General features: G+C 46.2%; 16 protein-coding genes, 25 tRNA genes, 2 rRNA genes, 1 pseudogene, 1 riboswitch and 1 other annotated feature (1 of these 46 cut by a window edge). Of the genes and pseudogenes, 38 read left to right on the top strand and 6 right to left on the bottom strand.

Annotated features, from left to right (window positions below; genetic code table 11):
* The 30 genes from IGI96_RS06115 to IGI96_RS05970 form a co-directional block, all read left to right on the top strand.
* A 23S ribosomal RNA gene (locus IGI96_RS06115) occupies nt 1-94 on the top strand; it begins 2,821 nt to the left of the window's first position.
* An 81-nt stretch (nt 95-175) separates the two neighbouring features.
* Nucleotides 176-291, top strand: a 5S ribosomal RNA gene (gene rrf / locus IGI96_RS06110).
* A gap of 16 nt (nt 292-307) precedes the next feature.
* Nucleotides 308-380: transfer RNA gene (locus IGI96_RS06105), tRNA-Val, on the top strand.
* 3 nt (nt 381-383) lie between these two features.
* A tRNA-Lys gene (locus tag IGI96_RS06100) sits at nt 384-456 on the top strand.
* A 14-nt stretch (nt 457-470) separates the two neighbouring features.
* Nucleotides 471-552 (top strand) — tRNA-Leu (locus IGI96_RS06095).
* A gap of 7 nt (nt 553-559) precedes the next feature.
* A tRNA-Thr gene (locus IGI96_RS06090) sits at nt 560-632 on the top strand.
* Between the two features lie 10 nt (nt 633-642).
* Nucleotides 643-714 (top strand) — tRNA-Gly (locus tag IGI96_RS06085).
* An 18-nt stretch (nt 715-732) separates the two neighbouring features.
* Nucleotides 733-818 (top strand) — tRNA-Leu (locus tag IGI96_RS06080).
* Between the two features lie 11 nt (nt 819-829).
* A tRNA-Arg gene (locus IGI96_RS06075) sits at nt 830-903 on the top strand.
* A gap of 11 nt (nt 904-914) precedes the next feature.
* Nucleotides 915-988, top strand: a tRNA-Pro gene (locus tag IGI96_RS06070).
* 13 nt (nt 989-1,001) lie between these two features.
* Nucleotides 1,002-1,074: transfer RNA gene (locus tag IGI96_RS06065), tRNA-Ala, on the top strand.
* Nucleotides 1,075-1,102: 28 nt separating this feature from the next.
* Nucleotides 1,103-1,176: transfer RNA gene (locus IGI96_RS06060), tRNA-Met, on the top strand.
* Between the two features lie 13 nt (nt 1,177-1,189).
* A tRNA-Ile gene (locus IGI96_RS06055) sits at nt 1,190-1,263 on the top strand.
* 26 nt (nt 1,264-1,289) lie between these two features.
* Nucleotides 1,290-1,379: transfer RNA gene (locus IGI96_RS06050), tRNA-Ser, on the top strand.
* A 66-nt stretch (nt 1,380-1,445) separates the two neighbouring features.
* A tRNA-Met gene (locus IGI96_RS06045) sits at nt 1,446-1,519 on the top strand.
* 38 nt (nt 1,520-1,557) lie between these two features.
* A tRNA-Asp gene (locus IGI96_RS06040) sits at nt 1,558-1,634 on the top strand.
* A 1-nt stretch (nt 1,635) separates the two neighbouring features.
* A tRNA-Gly gene (locus IGI96_RS06035) sits at nt 1,636-1,706 on the top strand.
* Between the two features lie 17 nt (nt 1,707-1,723).
* Nucleotides 1,724-1,797, top strand: a tRNA-Ile gene (locus IGI96_RS06030).
* Nucleotides 1,798-1,818: 21 nt separating this feature from the next.
* A tRNA-Ser gene (locus tag IGI96_RS06025) sits at nt 1,819-1,906 on the top strand.
* Between the two features lie 9 nt (nt 1,907-1,915).
* Nucleotides 1,916-1,987 (top strand) — tRNA-Glu (locus tag IGI96_RS06020).
* A 12-nt stretch (nt 1,988-1,999) separates the two neighbouring features.
* Nucleotides 2,000-2,089, top strand: a tRNA-Ser gene (locus IGI96_RS06015).
* A gap of 66 nt (nt 2,090-2,155) precedes the next feature.
* A tRNA-Met gene (locus IGI96_RS06010) sits at nt 2,156-2,229 on the top strand.
* A 39-nt stretch (nt 2,230-2,268) separates the two neighbouring features.
* Nucleotides 2,269-2,342, top strand: a tRNA-Asp gene (locus IGI96_RS06005).
* Nucleotides 2,343-2,350: 8 nt separating this feature from the next.
* A tRNA-Phe gene (locus IGI96_RS06000) sits at nt 2,351-2,423 on the top strand.
* 7 nt (nt 2,424-2,430) lie between these two features.
* Nucleotides 2,431-2,501: transfer RNA gene (locus IGI96_RS05995), tRNA-Gly, on the top strand.
* A gap of 16 nt (nt 2,502-2,517) precedes the next feature.
* A tRNA-Ile gene (locus tag IGI96_RS05990) sits at nt 2,518-2,591 on the top strand.
* Nucleotides 2,592-2,606: 15 nt separating this feature from the next.
* Nucleotides 2,607-2,678, top strand: a tRNA-Glu gene (locus IGI96_RS05985).
* A gap of 91 nt (nt 2,679-2,769) precedes the next feature.
* Nucleotides 2,770-2,851: riboswitch (SMK box riboswitch) on the top strand.
* Nucleotides 2,849-4,033, top strand: coding sequence for a methionine adenosyltransferase (gene metK, locus IGI96_RS05980; RefSeq protein ID WP_005233362.1), 1,185 nt, complete (start codon nt 2,849-2,851; stop codon nt 4,031-4,033). Its footprint overlaps the riboswitch before it by 3 nt.
* A gap of 66 nt (nt 4,034-4,099) precedes the next feature.
* Entirely contained in the window at nt 4,100-5,557 is a 1,458-nt protein-coding gene (locus tag IGI96_RS05975) for an MDR family MFS transporter (protein WP_086337748.1), read from the top strand.
* Nucleotides 5,558-5,579: 22 nt separating this feature from the next.
* Nucleotides 5,580-6,359: an alpha/beta hydrolase gene (locus tag IGI96_RS05970; RefSeq protein ID WP_005227672.1), complete on the top strand. Its 780-nt coding sequence runs from the start codon at nt 5,580-5,582 to the stop codon at nt 6,357-6,359.
* Nucleotides 6,360-6,383: 24 nt separating this feature from the next.
* Here the strand turns inward: IGI96_RS05970 and IGI96_RS05965 are convergent, their stop codons facing one another.
* Genes IGI96_RS05965 through IGI96_RS05955 form a run of 3 tightly spaced genes read right to left on the bottom strand, consistent with a single transcriptional unit; the run spans nt 6,384 to nt 8,585 of the window.
* Nucleotides 6,384-6,962 carry a tRNA (mnm(5)s(2)U34)-methyltransferase gene (locus IGI96_RS05965; RefSeq protein ID WP_034857576.1) on the bottom strand — a complete coding sequence of 193 codons (579 nt, stop codon included), beginning with the start codon at nt 6,960-6,962 and terminating at the stop codon, nt 6,384-6,386.
* Nucleotides 6,937-7,920, bottom strand: coding sequence for a TIGR01212 family radical SAM protein (locus IGI96_RS05960; protein WP_010749006.1), 984 nt, complete (start codon nt 7,918-7,920; stop codon nt 6,937-6,939). Before IGI96_RS05960 ends, IGI96_RS05965 begins: the two co-directional genes overlap by 26 nt.
* Before the next feature lie 14 nt (nt 7,921-7,934).
* A complete protein-coding gene (locus tag IGI96_RS05955) occupies nt 7,935-8,585 on the bottom strand; it encodes a phosphatase PAP2 family protein (protein ID WP_005227675.1) in 651 nt (216 codons plus the stop codon).
* Nucleotides 8,586-8,885: 300 nt separating this feature from the next.
* On the opposite strand from IGI96_RS05955, the gene IGI96_RS05950 reads away from it, so the two are divergent.
* Together IGI96_RS05950 and leuS are read left to right on the top strand one after the other, a co-directional pair.
* Entirely contained in the window at nt 8,886-10,583 is a 1,698-nt protein-coding gene (locus IGI96_RS05950) for a LysM peptidoglycan-binding domain-containing protein (protein WP_086337749.1), read from the top strand.
* 42 nt (nt 10,584-10,625) lie between these two features.
* Nucleotides 10,626-10,845 (top strand) — a binding site (T-box leader).
* An 87-nt stretch (nt 10,846-10,932) separates the two neighbouring features.
* Nucleotides 10,933-13,347 (top strand): leucine--tRNA ligase, encoded by a 2,415-nt coding sequence (leuS, locus tag IGI96_RS05945; protein WP_010749009.1) that lies wholly within the window; start codon nt 10,933-10,935, stop codon nt 13,345-13,347.
* Nucleotides 13,348-13,452: 105 nt separating this feature from the next.
* Here the strand turns inward: leuS and IGI96_RS05940 are convergent, their stop codons facing one another.
* Nucleotides 13,453-13,683, bottom strand: coding sequence for a hypothetical protein (locus IGI96_RS05940; RefSeq protein WP_005227680.1), 231 nt, complete (start codon nt 13,681-13,683; stop codon nt 13,453-13,455).
* A 220-nt stretch (nt 13,684-13,903) separates the two neighbouring features.
* On the opposite strand from IGI96_RS05940, the gene IGI96_RS05935 reads away from it, so the two are divergent.
* Nucleotides 13,904-14,203 (top strand): DUF5960 family protein, encoded by a 300-nt coding sequence (locus tag IGI96_RS05935; RefSeq protein WP_005227682.1) that lies wholly within the window; start codon nt 13,904-13,906, stop codon nt 14,201-14,203.
* 71 nt (nt 14,204-14,274) lie between these two features.
* Here the strand turns inward: IGI96_RS05935 and murE are convergent, their stop codons facing one another.
* Nucleotides 14,275-15,795, bottom strand: a complete 1,521-nt coding sequence (gene murE, locus IGI96_RS05930; RefSeq protein ID WP_086337750.1) for a UDP-N-acetylmuramyl-tripeptide synthetase — start codon at nt 15,793-15,795, stop codon at nt 14,275-14,277.
* 199 nt (nt 15,796-15,994) lie between these two features.
* Here murE and IGI96_RS05925 point away from each other — a divergent pair, with 199 nt between their 5' ends.
* From IGI96_RS05925 to IGI96_RS05915, 3 genes and pseudogenes are all read left to right on the top strand, one after another.
* Nucleotides 15,995-17,641: a putative polysaccharide biosynthesis protein gene (locus IGI96_RS05925; RefSeq protein ID WP_080650821.1), complete on the top strand. Its 1,647-nt coding sequence runs from the start codon at nt 15,995-15,997 to the stop codon at nt 17,639-17,641.
* A 69-nt stretch (nt 17,642-17,710) separates the two neighbouring features.
* On the top strand, nt 17,711-18,430 hold the full coding sequence (locus tag IGI96_RS05920; protein ID WP_074934655.1) for a pseudouridine synthase: 720 nt from the start codon (nt 17,711-17,713) through the stop codon (nt 18,428-18,430).
* A 568-nt stretch (nt 18,431-18,998) separates the two neighbouring features.
* Nucleotides 18,999-19,541, top strand: a pseudogene (locus IGI96_RS05915) (M23 family metallopeptidase); the annotation flags it as partial.
* A 203-nt stretch (nt 19,542-19,744) separates the two neighbouring features.
* On the opposite strand, the gene IGI96_RS05910 reads toward IGI96_RS05915, so the two are convergent.
* Nucleotides 19,745-20,599 carry an RluA family pseudouridine synthase gene (locus IGI96_RS05910; RefSeq protein ID WP_086337752.1) on the bottom strand — a complete coding sequence of 285 codons (855 nt, stop codon included), beginning with the start codon at nt 20,597-20,599 and terminating at the stop codon, nt 19,745-19,747.
* 191 nt (nt 20,600-20,790) lie between these two features.
* Here IGI96_RS05910 and IGI96_RS05905 point away from each other — a divergent pair, with 191 nt between their 5' ends.
* Nucleotides 20,791-22,953, top strand: a complete 2,163-nt coding sequence (locus tag IGI96_RS05905; protein WP_005227705.1) for a PBP1A family penicillin-binding protein — start codon at nt 20,791-20,793, stop codon at nt 22,951-22,953.
* A 70-nt stretch (nt 22,954-23,023) separates the two neighbouring features.
* Nucleotides 23,024-23,365 (top strand): YlbF family regulator, encoded by a 342-nt coding sequence (locus IGI96_RS05900; protein WP_005227708.1) that lies wholly within the window; start codon nt 23,024-23,026, stop codon nt 23,363-23,365.
* The last annotated feature ends 112 nt before the right edge of the window (nt 23,366-23,477 follow it).

Genomic DNA, 23,477 nt, shown 5'->3' with positions numbered 1-23,477 from the left:
AGATCCCTGAGAGATGATCAGGTAGATAGGTCAGAAGTGGAAGGCCAGTGATGGTTGGAGCGGACTGATACTAATCGATCGAGGACTTAACCAAAAAGAAAAAAGCACGTAAACTCGTAGAGTTTTGATTTCTTCGATCCAGTTTTGAGTGAGCAAAACTTACTCAATTGAATAGTGTGGTGGCGATAGCAAGAAGGATACACCTGTAACCATGCCGAACACAGAAGTTAAGCTTCTTAGCGCCGATTGTAGTGAAGGGTTTCCCTTTGTGAGAGTAGGACGTCGCCACGCGTTTTTTTTACCTTATGGGGGTTTAGCTCAGCTGGGAGAGCATCTGCCTTACAAGCAGAGGGTCAGCGGTTCGATCCCGTTAACCCCCATATGAGTCGTTAGCTCAGTTGGTAGAGCATCTGACTTTTAATCAGAGGGTCACAGGTTCGAGCCCTGTACGACTCATAGTAATAACCTATGCGGGTGTGGCGGAATTGGCAGACGCACTAGATTTAGGATCTAGCGCCTTCGGGCGTGGGGGTTCAAGTCCCTTCACCCGCACTTCATTGCCGGCTTAGCTCAGTTGGTAGAGCATCTGATTTGTAATCAGAGGGTCGAGGGTTCAAGTCCTTTAGCCGGCATCAGGAATACGCGGAAATAGCTCAGTGGTAGAGCACCACCTTGCCAAGGTGGGGGTCGCGGGTTCGAACCCCGTTTTCCGCTTTGCCTTAGCAATTTTCAGCCGGGGTGGCGGAACTGGCAGACGCACAGGACTTAAAATCCTGCGGTGAGTGATCACCGTACCGGTTCGATTCCGGTCCTCGGCATTTCATAATATGCGCCCATAGCTCAATTGGATAGAGTGTTTGACTACGGATCAAAAGGTTAGGGGTTCGACTCCTCTTGGGCGCGCTTTTTAATAACGGGAAGTAGCTCAGCTTGGTAGAGCACTTGGTTTGGGACCAAGGGGTCGCAGGTTCGAATCCTGTCTTCCCGATACTTTTTCAAAAGGGGCCTTAGCTCAGCTGGGAGAGCGCCTGCTTTGCACGCAGGAGGTCAGCGGTTCGATCCCGCTAGGCTCCATATCATTTGAATAAATGATTCTTTTTTACGCGGTGTAGCTCAGCTGGCTAGAGCGTCCGGTTCATACCCGGGAGGTCGGGGGTTCGATCCCCTCCGCCGCGATTTTTAAGAGCCTGGACCTTTAGCTCAGTTGGTTAGAGCAGACGGCTCATAACCGTCCGGTCGTAGGTTCGAGTCCTACAAGGTCCATTGTGGCATTGTATCTGTTTTATTATGGAGGATTACCCAAGTCCGGCTGAAGGGAACGGTCTTGAAAACCGTCAGGCGGGTAAAACCGTGCAAGGGTTCGAATCCCTTATCCTCCTTAACTGTCTCTTTTGTTGCGAGCAAAAGAATCACAGTCTTTTAATTACTGTAAAGTAATTACTTATCGCGGGATGGAGCAGTCTGGTAGCTCGTCGGGCTCATAACCCGAAGGTCGTAGGTTCAAATCCTGCTCCCGCAATTGCTTTTGTTTTCAAAAGCGCAATAAAAGCTAAATATGGTTTGGTAGTTCAGTTGGTTAGAATGCCTGCCTGTCACGCAGGAGGTCGCGGGTTCGAGTCCCGTCCAGACCGCCATGCGGGTGTAGTTTAGTGGTAAAACCACAGCCTTCCAAGCTGTTGTCGCGAGTTCGATTCTCGTCACCCGCTTTAGCTTTTATTTTTTGGGGCCTATAGCTCAGCTGGTTAGAGCGCACGCCTGATAAGCGTGAGGTCGATGGTTCGAGTCCATTTAGGCCCATCAAAATGTAGTCATACATTTGGGGAAGTACTCAAGTGGCTGAAGAGGCGCCCCTGCTAAGGGTGTAGGTCGGGAAACCGGCGCGAGGGTTCAAATCCCTCCTTCTCCGTTTTTTATTGGTCCGTTGGTCAAGTGGTTAAGACACCGCCCTTTCACGGCGGTAACACGGGTTCGAATCCCGTACGGATCATTTTTTACTTTTGGAGGATTACCCAAGTCCGGCTGAAGGGAACGGTCTTGAAAACCGTCAGGCGGGTAAAACCGTGCAAGGGTTCGAATCCCTTATCCTCCTTAACTGTCTCTTTTGTTGCGAGCAAAAGAATCACAGTCCTTTAATTACTGTAAAGTAATTACTTATCGCGGGATGGAGCAGTCTGGTAGCTCGTCGGGCTCATAACCCGAAGGTCGTAGGTTCAAATCCTGCTCCCGCAATTGCTTTGTTTAACGGCAAAGCAGCAATACAAAGCTTCTGGTTTGGTAGTTCAGTTGGTTAGAATGCCTGCCTGTCACGCAGGAGGTCGCGGGTTCGAGTCCCGTCCAGACCGTTGTTTTTGGCTCGGTAGCTCAGTTGGTAGAGCAATGGATTGAAGCTCCATGTGTCGGCAGTTCGATTCTGTCCCGCGCCATAGGAATGCGGGTGTAGTTTAGTGGTAAAACTACAGCCTTCCAAGCTGTTGTCGCGAGTTCGATTCTCGTCACCCGCTTTGCATTTTTTATTTGGGGCCTATAGCTCAGCTGGTTAGAGCGCACGCCTGATAAGCGTGAGGTCGATGGTTCGAGTCCATTTAGGCCCATTACATTTTTAAACTGGTCCGTTGGTCAAGCGGTTAAGACACCGCCCTTTCACGGCGGTAACACGGGTTCGAATCCCGTACGGATCATGCAAACACTCTTGAGAGTGTTTTTTTATTGCCCAAAAATGATCTTTTTATCATTTTTTCAAGCATGAGCAGTCAAAATTTGTTATAATCAGTCCGTTGCAAGTTCCCGAAAGGATTCGCAGCTGCGAAGATGCCTTGTAACCGAAACATATATTAGGGGGAATACAAAAATGACAGAGAAACACTTATTTACATCAGAGTCCGTTTCAGAAGGACACCCAGACAAAGTAGCCGACCAAATCAGTGATGCCATCTTAGATGCGTTGCTTGCCGAAGATCCAATGGCACGGGTCGCTTGCGAAACGTCAGTTACTACCGGATTGGTTTTAGTCTTTGGAGAAATTTCTACTTCTGCTTATGTAGATATTCAAAAAGTCGTCCGAGAAACCATCAAAGAAATCGGCTATACACGAGCAAAATTCGGCTTTGACGGCGATACGGTTGCTGTTTTGGTAGCGATCGATGAGCAATCACCAGATATCGCTCAAGGCGTTGACGATGCTTTAGAAAGTCGTGGAGAAACGGATAAAGAAGATATCGGTGCCGGCGACCAAGGCTTGATGTTTGGTTTTGCTGTTGATGAAACACCTGAATTGATGCCTTTACCGATCGCGTTGAGCCATCGGCTGGTACGTCGCTTAGCAGAGTTGCGGAAAAACAACGAACTAAGCTACTTGCGTCCAGATGCAAAATCACAAGTAACCGTTGAATATGATGATAACGATCAACCACAAAGAGTGGACACCGTCGTTATTAGTACCCAGCATGATGATGCGGCTGATAATGAAACGATCCACCGTGATGTCATCGAAAAAGTGATCAAAGAAGTGATCCCTGCCGATCTTTTAGACGAGCAGACAAAATATTATATCAATCCTACTGGTCGTTTTGTGATCGGCGGTCCTCAAGGGGATGCCGGTTTGACTGGCAGAAAAATCATCGTTGATACTTATGGCGGCTATGCACGTCATGGCGGCGGTGCGTTTTCTGGAAAAGATGCAACCAAAGTTGACCGTTCAGCCAGCTATGCGGCTCGCTACATTGCCAAAAACATCGTAGCAGCAAAGCTAGCCAAAAAAGTGGAAGTACAATTAGCCTATGCGATCGGTGTGGCACAGCCCGTTTCGATCAGCATCAACACTTTTGGCACAGGAACCGTCAGCAACGAGCGCTTGATCCAAGCGGTACGGGAAAACTTTGATTTGCGACCAGCAGGAATTATTGAAATGTTAGATTTGCGCCGTCCGATTTATCGTCAGACTGCCGCTTACGGACATTTCGGTCGTACAGATATCGATTTGCCATGGGAACGCACCGACAAGGTGGCGGCACTTTTGGCAAGTGTGAAGGATTAAAAGAGGCGACCTCTATTGATGACTATCAATAGAGGTTCTTTTTTTTGGAGTAAAAGGAGGAGTTATATGCGAACCAATGTAAAATTAGTCACCATTGCGGTTTTTGTCGCAACGTTTATGACCGCAATCGAAGGAACGATCATTACGACAGCGATGCCTACCATCGTTAGTTCATTGAAAGGGATCGAGATCATGAACTGGGTCTTCTCGATCTATCTTTTGACCAGTGCGATGTTGACCCCGATCTACGGCAAGTTTGCCGATAATATCGGCCGCAAACCAGTCTTTTTATTTGGGACGTTGCTGTTTATTATCGGGTCGGCGTTTTGTGGGATGGCCAACACGATGTTGACGTTGATCATTGCCAGAGCGTTGCAAGGATTAGGCGCAGGTGCCATGATGCCCGTTGCCCTAACGATCATTGCGGACCTGTATCCCGTTGAAAAGCGGGCGAAAGTCTTAGGGCTCAATAGTACGGCTTGGGGGATCGCCAGTGTCGTTGGTCCCTTAGCCGGTGGCTTGATCGTAGATACGATCGGGTGGCATTGGATCTTTTTTATCAACGTACCCATTGGATTAGGGCTGATTGCCTTGATTTGGTTTTATTTTCATGAAGAAAAAAAGGCCTTTGCTGCAGTCAACATTGATTATGCAGGCAGTCTCTTGTTGATGTTGACACTAGTAGGGCTCCTGCTAGGCTTCCAGTTGCTGGGAGATTATGGTGTGAGTCTGCCTGTCCTCAGTCTGTTCGTTTTTTCTGTCCTTATGTTCATCGGCTTCGTTCGGGTGGAGAAAAAAGCAGCAGATCCGATTATTGATCTGAAGCTGTTTCACTCAAAATTATTTGTGGTGGTCAATATCGTAGCAGCTTTGGCTAGCGGCTTCTTGATGGGGATCGATGTTTATATCCCAATGTGGATGCAAGGAGTCTTAGGCATGAGTGCGGGGATTGGCGGGCTTGTGTTGGCACCGTTGTCGATTTTATGGATGATTGGTTCCTTCTTAGCCAGCCGTTGGTTGACACAGCACAGTGTCAGCTGGGTCTTGACGGTTAGCTTGTTGATCACGGCTACCGGTGCTTTGTGGCTGTTTTTGACACCAGCACAGACGTCATTCTGGTTGTTCTTGGTCATTTCTTCTATTACTGGCGTCGGGTTAGGGGCAACGATGGTGGTTTGTACGGTTACTGCCCAAACCAGCGTTGGCCCCACACAAGTCGGCGTGGCGACTTCTTTCAATACCCTGTTGCGAACGATCGGGCAAACCATCATGGTAGCGGTCTTCGGTATCGTTTTAAACACCAGTAATAGCGTAGGCTTAGCACAGGCACAAGTCAATGATAGCAGTGTCATGAATCAGCTAGTAGATCCAGCCGCTGCGCGCCAGCTGCCAACCGTATTATTAGGGCAATTACGGGAGATTCTTTATAGCGGTCTACACTGGGTTTTTGGGATCGGTGTTTTACTTATTGTGCTAGCGATTGGTTTGACCCGCACGATTTCGCGAGAATCTGGTACAATATAAAAAAAGGATCGCAGGTGAGTGTATGGCTTTTTTACAAGCAAATATCTATTCAAATGTTCTTGAAATGGAGGTAATGATCGATGTGATCTTGCCTCAAAGTACCAAGAAAAAAATCGGCACGCAAAGCCAATCAACGGGCACAGATCTCCCGGTGCTTTATTTGTTGCATGGGATGAACGGAAATCATAGTGTCTGGCAGCGACGGACGTCGATCGAGCGGTATGCCGCAGAGTATCAACTAGCGGTCATCATGCCGTCTACTGATCTGGGTTGGTATACCGATACGACCTATGAGATGAAGTATTGGACTTTTATCGCCGAAGAATTACCACAGATTTGCCATGAGCTGTTTCCTCAGCTGACGCAAAAACGAGAAAAAACTTTTGCGGCTGGGCTTTCGATGGGGGGCTATGGGGCAGTAAAACTCGGGCTGAGAAAGCCTGACCAGTTTGCGGCGGTAGCGTCTTTGTCTGGGGCATTAGCGCTGGCTGAAAGCATGGATTCCTTGCTGCAGCTGCGAAGCCAAGCTTATTGGGAAGGAATTTTTGGACCATTAGAGCAATTCAAAGGGTCAGAAAATGATTTGATCCATCTGATTGAGACCATCGATCCAAGCACAGCGCCGCGCTTTTTTATTAGCTGCGGAACCGAGGATCAGCTGTATCCGGCAAGTGAATATGCGGTGGATAAGCTGCAAAAACGCAAACTAGCCGTAACGTTTGAATCGGGAACTGGGGATCATGATTGGAATTTCTGGGATCAATGGATCCAACGAGTCCTGCAATGGCTTTTTAGTGAATAAAAAAACCATCAGTCGATCGACACCTTAACGTGCCGAGGACTGATGGTTTTTTCGTTCGATACAAAATAAGATCGGCGGTTGGTTGCGCTGATTGATAAATTGATAGGAAAGGACATTGAATGCCTCTTGCGGCAGCTGCTGACAAAAGGAGTGTACTTCTTTCAGCTCTGCTTCGCCGCCAGCGTGTCCATAATAGCAGACGAGGATGATTCTACCTTTCGGGGCTAAACGTGTCAGTAAAGCTTCTAAAGCCGTTTTCGTTGTATCAGGCAGCGTGATGATCGCTTTGTCCCCTTTCGGCAAGTAGCCTAAATTGAAAATGGCGGCGTGAACCGGACCACTCACAACATCTGCCAACGTCTCATGGCCTTGATGGATCAGCTGGACTTGCGCCAACAGCTCTTTTTCAGCCAACCGCTTTTTGGTAGCTTGCAGGGCTTGTTCTTGAATATCAAACGCAAACACCTGACCAGTTGGGCCAACTAAGGAAGCCAGTAATTCCGTGTCGAAGCCGTTGCCCATCGTGGCATCAACGGCGGTTTGTCCCGGCTGCAGAACTTCTTTTAAAAGGGTGTGGCTATAGCGCATGGCGGTCGGCAGCATTGACAGGCTCCTTTCGCACGTTGAATTTTCCTTGATAGGAGTTGCGGCGCAGCATTTCTTGATCAATCTCATTCAAGACTTCCCATTTTTTCAAACTCCACATTGGACCTACCAGAGAATCCCATGGTGCATCGCCTGTCAAGCGATGAATGATGATCTCTGGGGGGATCATTTCTAACTGATCGCAGATCAATGACACATAGGTATCGCGCCGCATCAATTGCAAACGTCCTTCATGATAATCCCGCAGCATCCGAGTATTGCGCATCAAATGCAGCAGGTGCAGTTTGATGCCTTGGATATCAGAATCTTGAATGGTGCGGCGGACATTTTCTTGCATCATCTCGATCGTCTCGCCTGGCAGGCCATTGATCAAATGGGTACAGACACGAATATTGTGTTTGCGCAGGCTGGCGACGCCGTCTAAGTAAGTTTGATAATCATGGGCGCGGTTGATGGCATTGCTCGTGGTTTCAAACGTCGTTTGCAGTCCTAATTCGACCCATAAATAAAAGCGTTGATTGAGCTCTGCTAGATAGTCAACGACATCTTCTGGTAAGCAGTCTGGTCGGGTCCCGATGGAGATTCCAACAACACCAGGTAGTGTCAGCACTTGCTCGAAGCGCTCGCGGATCACTGCCACCGGTGCGTGGGTGTTCGTAAAATTTTGAAAATAGACAATGTATTTGTCCACTTGCGGCCACTTTTTGTGCATCATGGCGATCTCTTTTTCAAACTGCTCTGGCAGTGGGGCTTCAGGAGCTACGATCATATCGCCAGAACCGGACACACTGCAAAATGTACAGCCGCCTTTGGCAACGGTGCCGTCACGATTGGGGCAGTCGAAGCCCGCATCGATGGGGACTTTAAAGATTTTTTCGCCAAATTCTTGCCGCAAAGCAAAGTTCCACGAATGGTATCGTTTGTTTTTATCTTCTGCATAAGGAAATGGATTCATTTTTTTACCTTCTTTTATAATTGTTTACGCGTGAAGCGCCAGACAAAGCGTTTTTGCAAGTAGTACGGATAGGTCAACAGCAGCCAAGACAGGCCAACACAAAAACCGCCTAACACATCACTGGGGAAATGCACACCAACATAAATACGGCTGATGCCGATGCAGCCAATCAAAAGGCCCAGCAAAAGGCGGATGCCCCATTGCCAAAAAGGCTGCTTGAAGAAAACTGGGACCAAGAAGAGCAAGGTTCCATAAAAAATCATACTGCCCGTCGAGTGTCCACTGGGGAAACTGAAACTTGATTCCGTGACTAAGTGTTCAAGAGTTGGGCGCTCCCGTAAAAAGACCAGTTTGATCAATGGATTAAAGAGCCCAGCAATCCCGATGGTACCAATACTGAGCCATATAGCTTCAGCATAATACTTGTTGATCACTAAGACAGCTAAAACAGCGAGAAAGAGCAAGATGATCGTGGTAGGATTCGCAAATTTTGTGACCCATAGAAAAAACGGTGTCCAAAACGGGTAGCCGCTGCGGATGATGCGAGTCAAGGTTTCGTCAAAGGAGACCAACCAAGTAGGGTAAAATTTCACGACATAGCCGAGAAAAACGAACAGCAGTAAAAAGCAACTGCCCGCAAATTGAAAATAAAGTTTTTTATGCATGGATAAGCCTCGTTTCTAGAGAATTTCTGTCAATTATTGTCATTAAGTCAAAGAGACATCTAGAAGGTATTATAGCATTTATCACAAGTCGGAAAAAGCAGGGAACGAGCAGGGGGTTACTCGTCTGAGCAAGCGATACGTTTATCGGGAGCAGGCCAATTGCTTCATTGCAATAAATGTTCGTTTGATTACAAAGAGTTTACAGTTTCTGAAATCGGCTCAAATACCTTTTATAAATTCTTAAGAAATTGTATACTAAACCTACGTTCACTATAAGGAAAAAACGGAGGAATAACGGACATGAACACGAGTCAATCAAGAAAAGTACATCGTCAAGCAGACCAATCGGGCGATAAGTATCGAGTGATCAAAAAAAGTGCAGTTGTTTTAGGAACAACACTGACTGCTTGCTCTGTTGTAGCTCCATTGGTGTCATCGGTTCAAGCAGAAGCCGTAGAGACCTCGATCGCCCAAGTTTCTACTAGCAATTTTGCCGCGCCGAATACTTCCGCATTTATTGCTGAAATCGCAACGTACGCCCAACCTGTGGCAAACGCCAACGATCTATATGCTTCTGTGATGATCGCGCAAGCCATTTTAGAAAGTGGTTGGGGCCGAAGCAGCTTATCAAAAGCACCGAATTACAATCTTTTCGGAATCAAAGGCAGCTATAACGGTCAAACCGTTTATATGAGTACCTTAGAATATTTGAACAACCAATGGTTGACTATGAATGAACCCTTTAAGCGTTACCCATCTTACACGCAATCATTTGAAGATAACGCACGTACTTTACGCTCAACTTCTTTACAAAGCGGCGTCGCGTATTATTCTGGCGCTTGGAAAAGCAATACGACTTCATATCTTGATGCAACCGCATGGCTAGCAGGCCGTTATGCGACTGCACCAAACTATGCCTCTTCACTGAATGCCGTGATCCAGCAATTTGGGTTGACGAAATATGACACGCCAGCTTCTGGCAATGCCGGTGGTGGCGCCACAGCCAGTGCTTCAACGAGTACGACGACCACGACATCAGCTGTCAGCACGAGCGGTAGTCAAACCTATACAGTCGCTTCGGGGGACTCAGTCTGGTCGATCGCCAACAAACATGGCATCTCCATGGATCAGCTGCGCAGTTTGAACAATATCAAAAACGATTTTGTTTATCCAGGACAAACCTTGAAAGTCAACGGCAGCGCCCAAAGTACTTCGGCAACTTCAACGGTATCGATCGTCAATCGCAATGCTTCAGCAACTACATCAGGCAATACCTACACCGTAGTTTCTGGCGATTCCGTTTGGTCGATCGCCAATAAGCATGGCATTTCGATGGATCAATTTCGCAGTTTGAACAACATCAAAAATGATTTTGTCTATCCAGGGCAAAAAGTTGTCGTTAGCGGTGGTTCGTCTACGAATACCAGCAGTACTACGACCGTCAGCACGGCATCAACGGCTAGTCAAAGCAGTGGCGGCACCTACACGGTGGCAGCTGGCGATTCAGTCTGGTCGATCGCTAACAAGCATGGCATCTCGATGGATCAGTTCCGCAGCTTGAACAATATAAAAAACGACTATGTTTATCCAGGTCAAAAGGTGGTTGTCAGCGGTAGTTCTACCCGTACAAGTACAACGACGAGCACGACCGTCAGCAGCCAAACCAGCAGCAGTGCTGCAGGCAACACCTATACGGTGGCTTCTGGTGATTCAGTCTGGTCAGTTGCCAATAAACACGGGATTTCGATGGACCAATTCCGCAGCTGGAACAACATCAAAAATGATTTTATCTATCCAGGACAAAAGGTGGTCGTCAAGCAAGGCGGCACGGCAGCTACTACCAGCAATTCAGCGACAAATGGTACGTACAAGGTCGCATCGGGGGATTCCGTTTGGGGGATCGCAGATAAGTTCGGCATCACGACGGATCAATTTATCCAATGGAACAATATTCAAAATAACTTTATTTACCCAGGACAAACAGTTAGGGTAAAATAGATTGCTATTCCTAATGATTTTTGTTAGGATAAGTGCAAAGAAACTTTCACGTTTGAGAAGGAATAGTAGAAGTACGGTGGGACTTTTAGAGAGTGCATGGTTGGTGGAAATGCACAGCACACCTTTCGAACTCGTCTTCGAGTGATATCTGACTGAACCTGATTTGGCTAGGCAGATACGGCGATGGCCGTTAAAACATCGAGGTCTGCTTTTTTGAGGAGCAGATAAACTTAGGTGGTACCACGTTGATAACGTCCTATAAAAATCATAGCGATTTTTATAGGACTTTTTTTAAGTTTTGCTGGTTGATTTGACGAGCAAAACACCAATTTTTTAGGAGGAGTCCATCGTGAATTACAATCACAAAGAAATCGAAAAAAAATGGCAAAAATATTGGGCAAAGAAAAATGAATTCAACACCCATGATGAGCCGGACAAACCAAAATTTTATGCGCTAGATATGTTCCCGTATCCATCTGGACAAGGATTACATGTCGGACATCCAGAAGGCTATACAGCTACGGATATCTTGAGCCGCTTCAAACGCAGCCAAGGGTACAATGTACTGCACCCAATGGGCTGGGATGCCTTTGGTCTGCCTGCCGAACAATATGCATTAGACACTGGAAATGATCCAGCGGAATTCACGAAGAAAAATATTGAGACCTTCCGCCGTCAAATCAATGCGCTAGGATTCAGCTATGACTGGAATCGTGAAATCAATACGACAGATCCCGAGTACTACAAGTGGACGCAATGGATCTTTACCAAGCTTTATGAAAAAGGGTTAGCTTATGAAGCCGAAGTTCCAGTAAACTGGGTACCAGAGCTTGGGACCGTGATCGCCAATGAAGAAGTCATTGACGGCAAAAGCGAACGGGGCGGCTACGATGTGATCCGCAAACCGATGCGCCAATGGATGCTGAAAATCACGGCGTATGCTGATCGTTTGTTGGACGATTTAGAAGAAGTTGATTGGCCAGAAAGCATCAAAGAAATGCAACGCAATTGGATCGGACGTTCGGTCGGAGCCAACGTTACGTTTAAAGTGGCAGGGATGGAAAAAGACTTTACCGTCTTTACGACTCGCCCAGATACCTTGTTTGGTGCGACCTACGCCGTATTGGCACCAGAACATGAGCTAGTGGCCCAAATCACTACACCAGAACAAAAAGCAGCCATTGATGCCTATGTAGAAGAAGCGTCGAAAAAATCTGATTTGAACCGAACAGATTTGGCCAAAGAAAAAACTGGTGTCTTCACAGGTGCCTATGCCATCAATCCCGTGAATGGTAAAGAGATCCCGATTTGGATCGCCGATTATGTTTTGGCTTCTTATGGAACAGGTGCGATCATGGCGGTTCCTGCCCATGACGAACGTGACCACGAATTTGCCAAAACATTTGGCTTAGAGATCATTCCTGTATTGGCAGGGGGCAACGTGGAAGAATCTGCCTATACCGAAGATGGACTGCATATCAATTCAGACTTTTTGGATGGGCTAGACAAAGAGACAGCCATCGAAAAAATGGTCGCATGGTTGGAAGAAAACCACGTTGGGAAAAAAGAAGTCAGCTATCGTCTTCGCGATTGGTTGTTCTCTCGCCAACGGTATTGGGGAGAGCCAATCCCAATCATCCATTGGGAAGATGGTACGACTACGACGCTTCCTGAAGATCAGCTGCCGTTGCGTTTGCCAAAAACCGACAATATCAAACCAAGCGGTACTGGTGAATCGCCATTAGCCAATGTCACAGATTGGGTCAATGTCACCGACCCTGAAACTGGAAAAAAAGGACGTCGTGAAACCAATACGATGCCGCAATGGGCTGGAAGTTCATGGTATTTCTTGCGCTTTATCGATCCTCATAATAAGTCTGTTTTGGCAGACTACGACAAATTGAAACGCTGGATGCCAGTCGATATTTATATCGGTGGCGCAGAGCACGCTGTCTTGCACTTGCTTTATGCTCGCTTCTGGCATAAATTCTTGTATGATATCGGTGTCGTGCCAACGAAAGAACCATTTGAAAAATTGTTCAACCAAGGGATGATCCTTGGGGAAAACAATGAAAAAATGTCAAAATCCCGCGGCAACGTCGTCAATCCAGATGATGTCATCAATCAATACGGTGCGGATACTTTGCGTCTATATGAAATGTTTATGGGACCATTGGATGCATCGATCGCTTGGAATGAGAATGGTCTTGAAGGCAGTCGTAAATTCTTGGATCGTGTGTGGCGCTTGATCGTCGATGAAAATGGCAAAATGCGTGACCGCATCACGACATTCAACGATGGCAAATTGTCGAAAGTTTACCATCAAACCGTTAAGAAAGTGACGGAAGATTTTGAGCAGCTGCATTTCAATACGGCGATTTCCCAATTGATGGTCTTTGTCAATGAAGCGTACAAAGCCGATGCCTTGCCTTACGAATATGTCGAAGGATTTGTGCAGCTATTGGCTCCGATCGCACCGCATATCGGGGAAGAGCTATGGTCGATCCTCGGGAATGACCATGGGATCTCTTATGTGCCATGGCCAACCTATGACGAAAGTGCCCTAGTGGAAGACGAGATCGAAGTCGTCTTTCAAGTCAACGGCAAAGTTCGCGCCAAAGCAATGGTGCCAGCGGATGCCGAAAAAGCAGTGCTTGAACAATTGGCGCAAGAAAACGAACTTGTCCAAGAACAGCTCCAAGGAAAAACGATCCGTAAAGTGATCGTCGTACCGAACAAATTGGTCAATATCGTTGCAAACTAAACGCTAAAAAATAGCTGCCTAGCAGATCGAGGGTCTGTTAGGCAGCTTTTTGGTGACGACAAAGAAAAAAAGTGTTACTGAGTAGTTCTCAGCAACACTTTTTTGTTATTTTTTGCGAATGATCCCATAGAACAAAGCGGCTGTTGCGACCAATGGAATCAAGATCACTAGTAGAAAGCCGTTTGGATACGTAGCGCGAGTGAAAATTTCTGATGAAGCATCACTTCCGCCAAATAGATGATTGGAAATCATGAACTGAGCCATCATAGCAACGATTGCGACAAAACCAATTGCAGCACCAGTACCGACGAAAATTTTTTTCTTTGCGTTGTTCATTACATTTGCCCCTTTTATAGTCTCTATGTATCATTATACAAAATTTGGATGCGTGTTCAATCTGATTTTGTCAAATAATTGATTCGTAATACACTTGAAATGTTTCTGACATATTTAAGCACCAGAAGAGTAAAAATTCCCCTGTAGACCGATCATATTATTCGCTGATCCTCACGGACTCTCGTATAATAAAGTAAGAGAAAAGAAAGAGGGGACTTACATGGAGTATCAATCATTTGAAGGCCAGTCGGCTTTTTTTGAAGATTATGCACGGATTGCCAAACCTGGCTATGAGGAAGAGGCAGTCACTGCCGATGTCTTGGAACAGTTGAATCAACAATTAACAGAAGAAGAGCTGTTTTACCGTTTAGCAGCCGAAGATGCCAAAGAAGGGCAAGTCTTTTTGTTTCCTTTCAGCAAACGAATGTTTACCGAAGACCTTGACGCCGCCATTTCAACAGAATTCCGTTATGATGGCGCACCCTATGTCTATGAGACTTACGAAGACGAACAACCTTAGTCACGCAGAAAAAAAGCTTTCAGATGATCTGTTAAATCATCTGAAAGTTTTTTTGTTGAGGCAACTTGTTGCTATTGGTGTTTGGCTTGCTGCTGCGCTAAGGTCAAGTCACCGATGTAAGGGACTTTTTTTCCAGCGACTTTCAAGTATTGTTCGGCGCCTTTGCCCGCAATAATCACGATATCACGACCGTCTGCTTCAGCGATCGCCAATTTGACGGCTTGAGCCCGATCCATCTCATGAATGATGGCAACTTCAGGATTGGTGATAGCATCTGCAATTTCTTTTGCGATCGCAGCTGCTTCTTCAAAATCAGGATCATCGCTGGTCAGGTAGACTTTGTCCGCATATTCTCCTAGCGCTCGTCCCATATCTGCTCGGCGAGATTGGGCTTTGCCGCCAGCACTGCCAGTGACAAAAAGCAGGCGACCATCTGGGCGTAATTGACGGGCAAGTTCACTTAATGATTGGAAGCTCAGGTAATTGTGGGCATAGTCAACGATCATGACGGCGCCATTTTCTTTTTCTAAAACGATCATTCGTCCAGGGATGATCACTGTCGGCAGGACTTTCTGAGCGTCCTCACGAGAGGCACCCGCTAAGCAGGCAGCCAAAATCGCCGCTGCGGCATTCTCATGGTTGAAAGAACCTAAGATCCCCAGTTGATATTCACCAGAGACTTGCAAGACATCAGAAGCAGCTGTCAGGGCAAAACTCTTTAGGTCCATTCCTTCTTGGACGACATAATCGGCGTCTGAACGTCCGTAGGTGATATAAGGAACTTGATGGACTTCACAAGTTTCTCGCAGCAAGTGGTAGTGATCGCTTTGACGATTTAAAATCATTTGTTTGCTGTTGCGGATCAGTTCCCGTTTGCAGTAAAGGTAATCATCATAAGTTGGATGTTCCACTGGTCCAATGTGATCAGGCGAAATATTCAAGAACGCGCCAATATCAAAGGTAATACCGGCGACTCGTTTGGTTTTATAGGCTTGGGAAGAAACCTCCATCACAAGATGGGTCATGCCGTTTGCGACAGCCTCGGCCATCATCTTATAAAGATCCAGTGTTTCGGGGGTCGTCAACACTGCTTCATTAAAGGTTTTTCCGTCGACTGAGTTTTCCTCAGATGAAAAGAATGCTACTTTTTGACCCGTCGATTCTGCTAAAATCGCCCGAGCAAAATAGGCGCAGCTGGTTTTGCCTTTTGTTCCCGTGATGCCGATGGTCACCAACTGTTCTTGAGGATGGCCATAAAACGCTTGAGCGATCACTGCCATCGTTTCTCGAATGTCGGTGACGATGATTCCATAAGTTGCAAAGTTGTCATAGGGAGTTTCTGAAATGTAGCACTGAATCCCTTGGTCAATGGCGGCAGCCAGGTAGCTTTCTTTAAAAGAAGCCCCTTTACAGAAAAAAAGCGTCGCCGCATCGGCTGTTCGCGAGTCGTAGCTTAATGAGGTAAAGGCAAGATCAGTCATTTCTTGCGGCACGGTATAAACCCAATCAGTGGGGGTGATGATTTCTTTCAATAGGTTTTCCTGCAATAAGAGCTTGCGGATCTGTGGCACGGTAATGAGTTCCTTTTGCATCGTTGTTCTCCTTCATTCCTCTAAAGATTTCTCTTATTATAGCATAACTCCTAAAAACCGCCGTTTGGGAGGGAAAAGTTTTCTTTTTTTTCTCCTTATTTTGAAGAAACTTTAAGATGTTGCAAAAATAGATTGCGACCAACCCTTTTTCGAATTAAAATGGAAGGGATATGTTTGTAGAAAGTTGGAGATAATGGCGATGGATAATCACATGCGTTCAGTGTCAAAAGAATTAACTACACAAGAAAAAATGGCTCAAGGATCTGCTTGGATGACGATGGGAAATATCGGCTCACGCTTGCTTGGCGCCATTTACATTTTACCCTGGTATTATTGGATGGGCGCAAATGCGGATAAAGCAAATGCGTTATTTGGAATGGGCTATAATGTTTACGCCTTATTTTTAATGATCTCCACTGCGGGGATCCCATCGGCAATTGCCAAACAGATTTCTTTTTATAATTCTCGCCAAGAATACCGCACGAGCCAGAAGCTCTTTTTAAGAGCCTTCCAATTGATGGCAGGCTTTGGCGTGGTGACCGCCGGCATCATGTATTTGGCAGCCCCATGGTTGGCAACGGCTTCAGGTGGCGGGGAAGAATTGATTCCTGCAATGCGCTCATTGAGCATTGCACTATTGGTCTTTCCTTGTATGAGTGTCATGCGAGGGTATTTCCAAGGAAACCAAGACATGAAACCTTTTGCGATCTCGCAAGTGGTGGAACAAATTGCACGTGTCTGTTATATGCTTTTAGCGACCTTCATCATTATGCGGGTCATCGAAGGCGAATACACGGCAGCCGTGACGCAATCGACCTTTGCCGCCTTTATCGGTGTCTTAGCCAGCATTTTGGTATTAGGCTATTACTTCCAAAAGCAGCGGGTGCGGATGGATGTTTTAGTCGATATGAGTAAAGAAGAAACGGTGCTGCAAACCAAAGAGTTGGTTTTAGCGACCATCAAAGAAGCGATCCCTTTTATTATCGTAGGCTCTGGGATCACGATTTTAAAATTGGTGGATCAGTACACCTTTGTTCGAATGATGAGCAGTTTTACCGAATTTTCAAATGATCAGCTCTTAGAACTAATGGCGATTTTCGGCAGCAACCCTGATAAGTTGACAATGGTGGTTATCGGATTAGCTACTTCCATGGCTTCAACGGGCCTGCCTTTGATCAGTGAAGCAGTCGCCAAAAAAGACAAAAAGAACTTAGCTAAATTGATCAGCAACAACTTGCAATTGTATTCCTTTGTAATGTTTCCAGCGACCTTTGGGATGATCGTACTGTCTTATCCCCTATACACCTTGTTTTATCGTCCAGATGCGTTAGGGGCGAGCGTCTTAGTCGCTGCCTGTCTGTCTGGTTTGGTCTTAGGCTTGTTTATGCTTAGTTCGAGTATGCTGCAAGGGATGTACCACAACAAAGAAGCGGTTGTTTTCTTCTTTGTAGGGTTACTGGTGAAAGTGATCTTGCAGTATCCAGCGATTCGTTTGTTCCAAGTCTACGGTCCATTGGTTTCTACCACGATTGCCTTAGGGATCGTCTGCTGGCTGAATATTCGCAAAATGATTCGCAAAGGCCATTTCAATGTAAACTTAACGTTGCGACGGACATTATTGATTGGCGCGATGACGATCATTATGGTGATCGCAGCGTTGATCGCTCGCCAACTCTTTGGGCTTGTCTTGAGCTCTGAAAGAAAAGTCCAAGCCTTTATCTTGAGCCTGCTAGTAGCAGGAGTCGGCGGCAGTGTATACATCTACATTGCGCTGAAATTGCGTTTAGCTGAAAAATTACTCGGCTCATCAATGGTTCGTTTACGCCAGAAATTACACATCAAATAAAACTAGAAGCAGCCGCTGAGCCTCCTTTGCGAGACCTTGGCGGCTGTTTTATATGAAAGGAAGAAACCGATGCGTTTAGACAAGTTTTTAGCGGATATGGGTTATGGCTCCCGCAAAGAAGTGAAACAGTTGATCAAAAAAGGTCTCGTGACCGTCAATGGACAAGTCATCAAGAGTGACAAAGCACAAGTACAAGAAACACAAGATACCGTTTGTTTTGAGGGGGAACCCATCGTCTATCAAAGCCAGTTTTATTATTTGCTGAATAAACCCGCCGGCGTGATTTCGGCAACCGTCGATTCCTATGAAGAGACGGTCTTAGATTTGTTTTCTGAAGAAGCATTTCGCGAAGATCTGTTTCCAGTAGGACGGTTGGATAAAGACACCGAAGGCTTTTTGCTGATTACGAACGATGGCGGATTGGCGCATCAATTATTGTCGCCTAAAAAGCATGTGGAAAAAGAATATTATGCCCAAGTCGAGGGAATCATGACAGCGGAGGATCAAAAAATCTTTGCCAAAGGCATCAAATTAGACGGCGAGTGGACTTTGCCGGCTGAGCTGCAGATCCTCAACGTCGATGAAGACGAAATGCGCAGCGAGATCAAACTGATCCTCCATGAAGGCAAGTTTCATCAAGTCAAACGGATGGTCCATGCAGTAGGAAAAGAAGTCGTTTATTTGAAACGGATTCGCATGGGCGGGCTGTCCTTGCCAGATGATTTGGCATTAGGCGAGTATCGGGAATTAACGTCTGAGGAATTGGCGAAGCTGCAAGAGCGAGGATAAGACGATTGGCGAGCTAAAGAAATTCTTATAAAAGTTGTTATTCGGCTGCAATATTTGTAAAAAAAGCCCGTTTTATAGGTAATTTACATGAAAATTTGCAACAATAGACTTTAAACTGTTGGAAAAACCCTCTTTTTTTTCATGAATAAGCATGTTAAAGTAGCCAAGCTACTAAAAAAAAGAAGGAGTTGCCTCATTGAAGAAAAAGATTTTTTTATTGCTCGCCCTTACGTTGCCGCTTTTCCAGCCAGCTGTCAGTTATGCTGCTGAAACGAAGAGCACTGAGGAACTGACGGTTTTGACTGCAGAACTTGCAACGTATGAAGAGGAAGTCACCACTAGCCAACAGAAAGTCACAGCGCTGGAAAGTCAACTAGCGGATTATCAGGAAGAATTAACCCAATTAGCACAAGAAAGCCAGGAAGTTCAAACGCAGATCGCTGCTCTGAATGACCAAAAAGCCCAGCATCAAGAAAGCCAAGCGCCAAGCAGCCTGGTAGTCGACGGACCACAAGCCACGATCCAACAACTACGCAAGTTTAGTGAACAACAAGCGGCTTTACGGGAAGTGAACCAACAATTGGCGGAAAAAGAAGCCCAACAGCAACGAATCACTTCGTACCAAACCTTGACGCAAGCCCAATTAGTACATAGTAAAGAACAACTAGCAACAGCAAAAGAAGAATTGCAGAGCCAACAAGAGCAGCTGCAGCAAACGCAAGCGCAAGTACAAGACTTGCAAGAAAAAGTGGACAAAGAAGCAAAAGCCGCTGAAGAAGCAAAACAAAAAGCCAAAGAAGCAGCAGAGAAAGCAGCAGCCAGTGAATTTTCACTGCCAATCACGGGCTCCGTGTCGATCTCCAGCGGTTTTGGTACTCGAGCAGACCCGACTGGTTTTTCAGGGACGCAGCATGACGGGATCGACTTCACAGGTCAAGCGGGGGAGAAGATCGTCGCCGCTCGTGATGGACAGGTAGAAGATGCTGGCTATGGCCTAAGCACTGGAAATTACGTGATTTTGGCTCATGATAACGGCTTTTACTCGTATTATTTTCACTGAACAGCTGTCAGTGTCTCGAAGGGGGCAACCGTTGCAGTTGGCGAGCAAGTAGGTACGATGGGGACGACTGGAAACTCGACTGGCGTCCATTTGCACTTTGGATTGAGTAAGACGTTGTGGTCGGATTTCGTTGATCCAGCAGCTTACTTACCGCTATAAGCCGAAGCACCGAGTAGAAACATTGAAAAAAACATCTGAAACCAAAAAGCATGACTGACAAGAGGGGTTCCTCAAGTCGTCATGCTTTTTTTTGTTTACCACAAGCCCGGTTGAGCGATAATCACTAACTGTTCTTTGGTAAAGGGATGCTCCAGATGCAATTCATAGCCATGCAGCAGCAAACGCGGCGCTGGTTTGTTTTGGTAAAGCGGGTCACCGACGACGGGATGACCGATACTGGCAAGGTGGACGCGAATTTGGTGCGTCCTCCCCGTATCTAACACACAATACACATCGGTCGTCTTTTGTTGGGTGTGGGCGATGGTTACATGGGTGACGGCTGACTGACCGTTGCGGGGGTCAATGATCCGCTTGCGACGATCGTGACGGTCACGACCGATTTTTTTGGCGATCGTTTGATCTTGCGTAAGTTTGCCCCAAACCGTGGCTTGATAGCGGCGGAAAATCTGTTTGTTTTCCAACATTCGGCCCAAGATCGGCAACACCAAAGGATTTTTTGCGAATAAAACGACACCGCTGGTTTCTTTGTCTAGACGATGGACCACATAAGGCTGCTGCTGTTTCGGCGCAAGGTAAGCAGCTGCATCATTCAATAGGGTATCTGCTTCTAATGGCTGATTGGGGTGCGTCTTGACCCCCGCAGGCTTGTTCAGCACCAATAAGTGTTCATCTTCAAAAAGTACGTCGACTTTGTTTGCTTGGCCTAACTGGATCGGCTGATAGCTGTAATCACTGTCTTCAATGACCAAAGTGATTTGATCGCCGCCACGAACTTCTTGATGAAACATCGCGGGCTGCTGATTGACGGTAACATTTTTCCGTGTGCGCAGAAAATGACGCACTTTTCGTGGGACGAGCCACTCCCGTTCCAACAAATCGCGAAGCGGCATGGGCGGGTGATTTTCGGGTAAAGTCATGGTGTATTCCATAAAAACGTCCTTTCTTTGCTGTTCGCTATCGACTATTATAGCATCTTTAAGCTTTTCTTATAAAAAAAACAATAAAAAACAGAGCATTCAATGCTAGAATAATAAAGCATTCTTTTCGAATGAAATTACGTCTAGAGCCGTATAACAAAGAAAGTCATTTATGCTACACTTAACCAAAGGAGCGTGAAGTAATGGATTGGAAACACATCCTTCACAAAATAAAGACCGGTTGGCTGACCTTTTGGCGCTGGTTAAAACCGTATTTGCAGCAATTTCATCAATGGCGCAAGCGGGTTTGGAAAAAATACCACGTAAATAAAATTTTTATTTTACTTAGTTTAGTTGCTATCTTAATCATGAGCGGGTATTTGTTTTATATCGCCAAAAATACGAAAGTCAGTGAATTAGAGTCAGGTCTGAAAGAATCGACGGTGATTTTTGATGCCAATGGTGATGAAGCAGGGCAGTTGTACTCGCAAAAAGGCACGTACGTTTCTCTTGATGCCATTTCCAGTGATGTGGTCAACGCCTTGATCTCAACCGAAGACCGCAACTTCTATAATCACCACGGGTTTGATATCAAGGGGATCGCTCGAGCAGCCCTGCGCATGCTGGTCAACCGCAGTGCCGAAGGCGGTGGGGGAAGTACCATCACCCAGCAGCTTGCCAAAAATGCCTATCTGTCCTTGGATCAAACCTTTAGTCGAAAAGCCAAGGAGCTTTTCTTAGCGATCGAGATCGAGAAGAAATATTCTAAAGATGAGATTTTGGAAATGTATTTGAACAGTTCCTATTTTGGTAACGGGGTTTGGGGCATTCAAGATGCCTCGCTAAAATATTTCGGTGTCAATGCTTCTGAACTAAGCGTGGGAGAAGCTGCGACGTTGGTGGGGATGCTCAAAGGTCCTTCGATCTATAACCCGATCGACAATCTGGAAAACGCCACGAACCGTCGCGATACCGTCTTGAGTTTGATGGTGGATAACGGCAAGTTGGACCAGTCCGTTGCTGACCAAGAATCACAAGTTGCCTTAGCCAATTTACTGTATGATGGATTTGGCAATTCAGAATCTGGCTATAAGTATCCTTATTATTTCGATGCGGTCATCGATGAAGCTGAATCCTATGGGTTGGACGCCGATGATGTCATGAATCGCGGCTACAAGATCTATACAGCACTGGATCAAAACTACCAAGCGCAAATGGAAGCTGCCTATAAAAACGATGCCTTGTTCCCTGAAAATGCCGCTGATGGCACGATGGTGCAATCAGGCTCTGTCGCACTTGATCCGAATACCGGTGGGGTGCAAGCGGTGGTGGGTCGTCGTGGCGAGCACGTCTTTAGAGGCTTTAATTTTGCCACGCAAATGAAACGTTCACCAGGCTCCACGATCAAACCGATCAGCGTCTTCGCCCCTGCCCTAGAAGCTGGGTTTGAACCCGATAGTATCCTGAAAGACGAGCCCCTCGATTTTTATGATGCTCAAAACTTTGATGGGACCTATGCTGGCGAAGCAGTCATGTATCAAGCCCTCGCCCAAAGCCTGAATCTGCCAGCAGTTTGGCTGTTGCATGAGATCGGCTTAGATCGTGGGTACAGCAAAGCACAAGAGTTTGGACTTTCCTTGACCGAATCCGACAAATATTATGGCTTAGCATTAGGTGGTTTGGAAAAAGGGGAATCACCCATGACGATGGCAGCAGCGTATGGCGTTTTCGCAAATGGCGGGTATTACTACAAACCGCATTTGATCACCAAAATCGTTGATTCAACTGGTGCCGTGATCGTTGACAATACGTCTGTGCAAGGCAAACGGGTGATTTCTAAAGAGACCGCTGATAAAATGACGAGCATGATGCTCGGCACCTTTTCTAACGGGACGGGTGTTAGTGCCAGTCCGTACGGCTTTACGATCGCCGGTAAGACGGGTACGACAGAGACCAACTTTGATGCTTCTAAGGTCAATGACCAATGGATCGTCGGCTATACTCCTGATATGGTTCTTTCAACTTGGTTAGGATTTGAGCATGTGAGTGAAGATCATTACTTAACGGGAACCAGTGGGCAAGTCGTTGGGAAAATATTCAAAGCAGAGGCCGAAAGCTTACTGCCTTATAGTCAAGGTACCCAGTTCCAAGTCGCAGACGCTTATTGGACAGGCGGAAAATTGATGGCAGCCGATGAAGTACCAGATCCTGAGAGCAGTACGTCACAAAATGGCAATGATTGGCAGAAAACCATCGATGACTTTGCCGAAAGCGCCAAAGAAGGTATGAAGGAATTCGGCAGCAAGATCAAAGAAGGAACGAAAGAACTGTTTGGCGGCTTGTGGAATTCCATCAGCGGAAATTAAAGGAATTAGGCAACTGCTAGTCTAGAACCTGAGAAGAATGGTATACTAGAAAAAAAGAGGAGGCGTCAAAATGGCAAATATTTATGATACAGCAAACCAATTAGAACGTGAATTACGCGAGTCAGAACAGTTTCAAGATTTGAAAGGTTCTTTCGACCGCTTGAAAGCAAATGAAGAAGCGTATGCGTTATTCAAAGAGTTTCAAGAGTTGCAACAAAGCCTGCAACAAAAAATGATGGCTGGCGAAGAAATGACAGAAGAAGAAGCGCAAAAAGCCCAAGAATTATCGCAAAAAATTCAACAAGACGGCATTGTTTCTGACTTGATGCAAAAAGAGCAAGCCTTCAGCTTAGTAGCCAATGACTTGAACCGCATCATCATGGGTCCTGTAAGAGATCTATACGAAGCGTAATCGCCAACAAACAAAGACCAAAGAAGCAAGTGAATCTTCAGAGCAATCGGCTGCAACTGCAAGAGCCTTTTCCAAAGAAGTTTCAAAATCGCTTCTTTGGTTTTTTTTATGA

The sequence above is a fragment of the Enterococcus sp. DIV0421 genome (assembly GCF_051713745.1).
In the GTDB taxonomy this organism is placed as follows: domain Bacteria; phylum Bacillota; class Bacilli; order Lactobacillales; family Enterococcaceae; genus Enterococcus_D; species Enterococcus_D casseliflavus.
The sequence above is the reverse complement of the archived record's forward strand: the minus strand, read 5'-3'. Positions and strand labels throughout refer to the sequence as shown.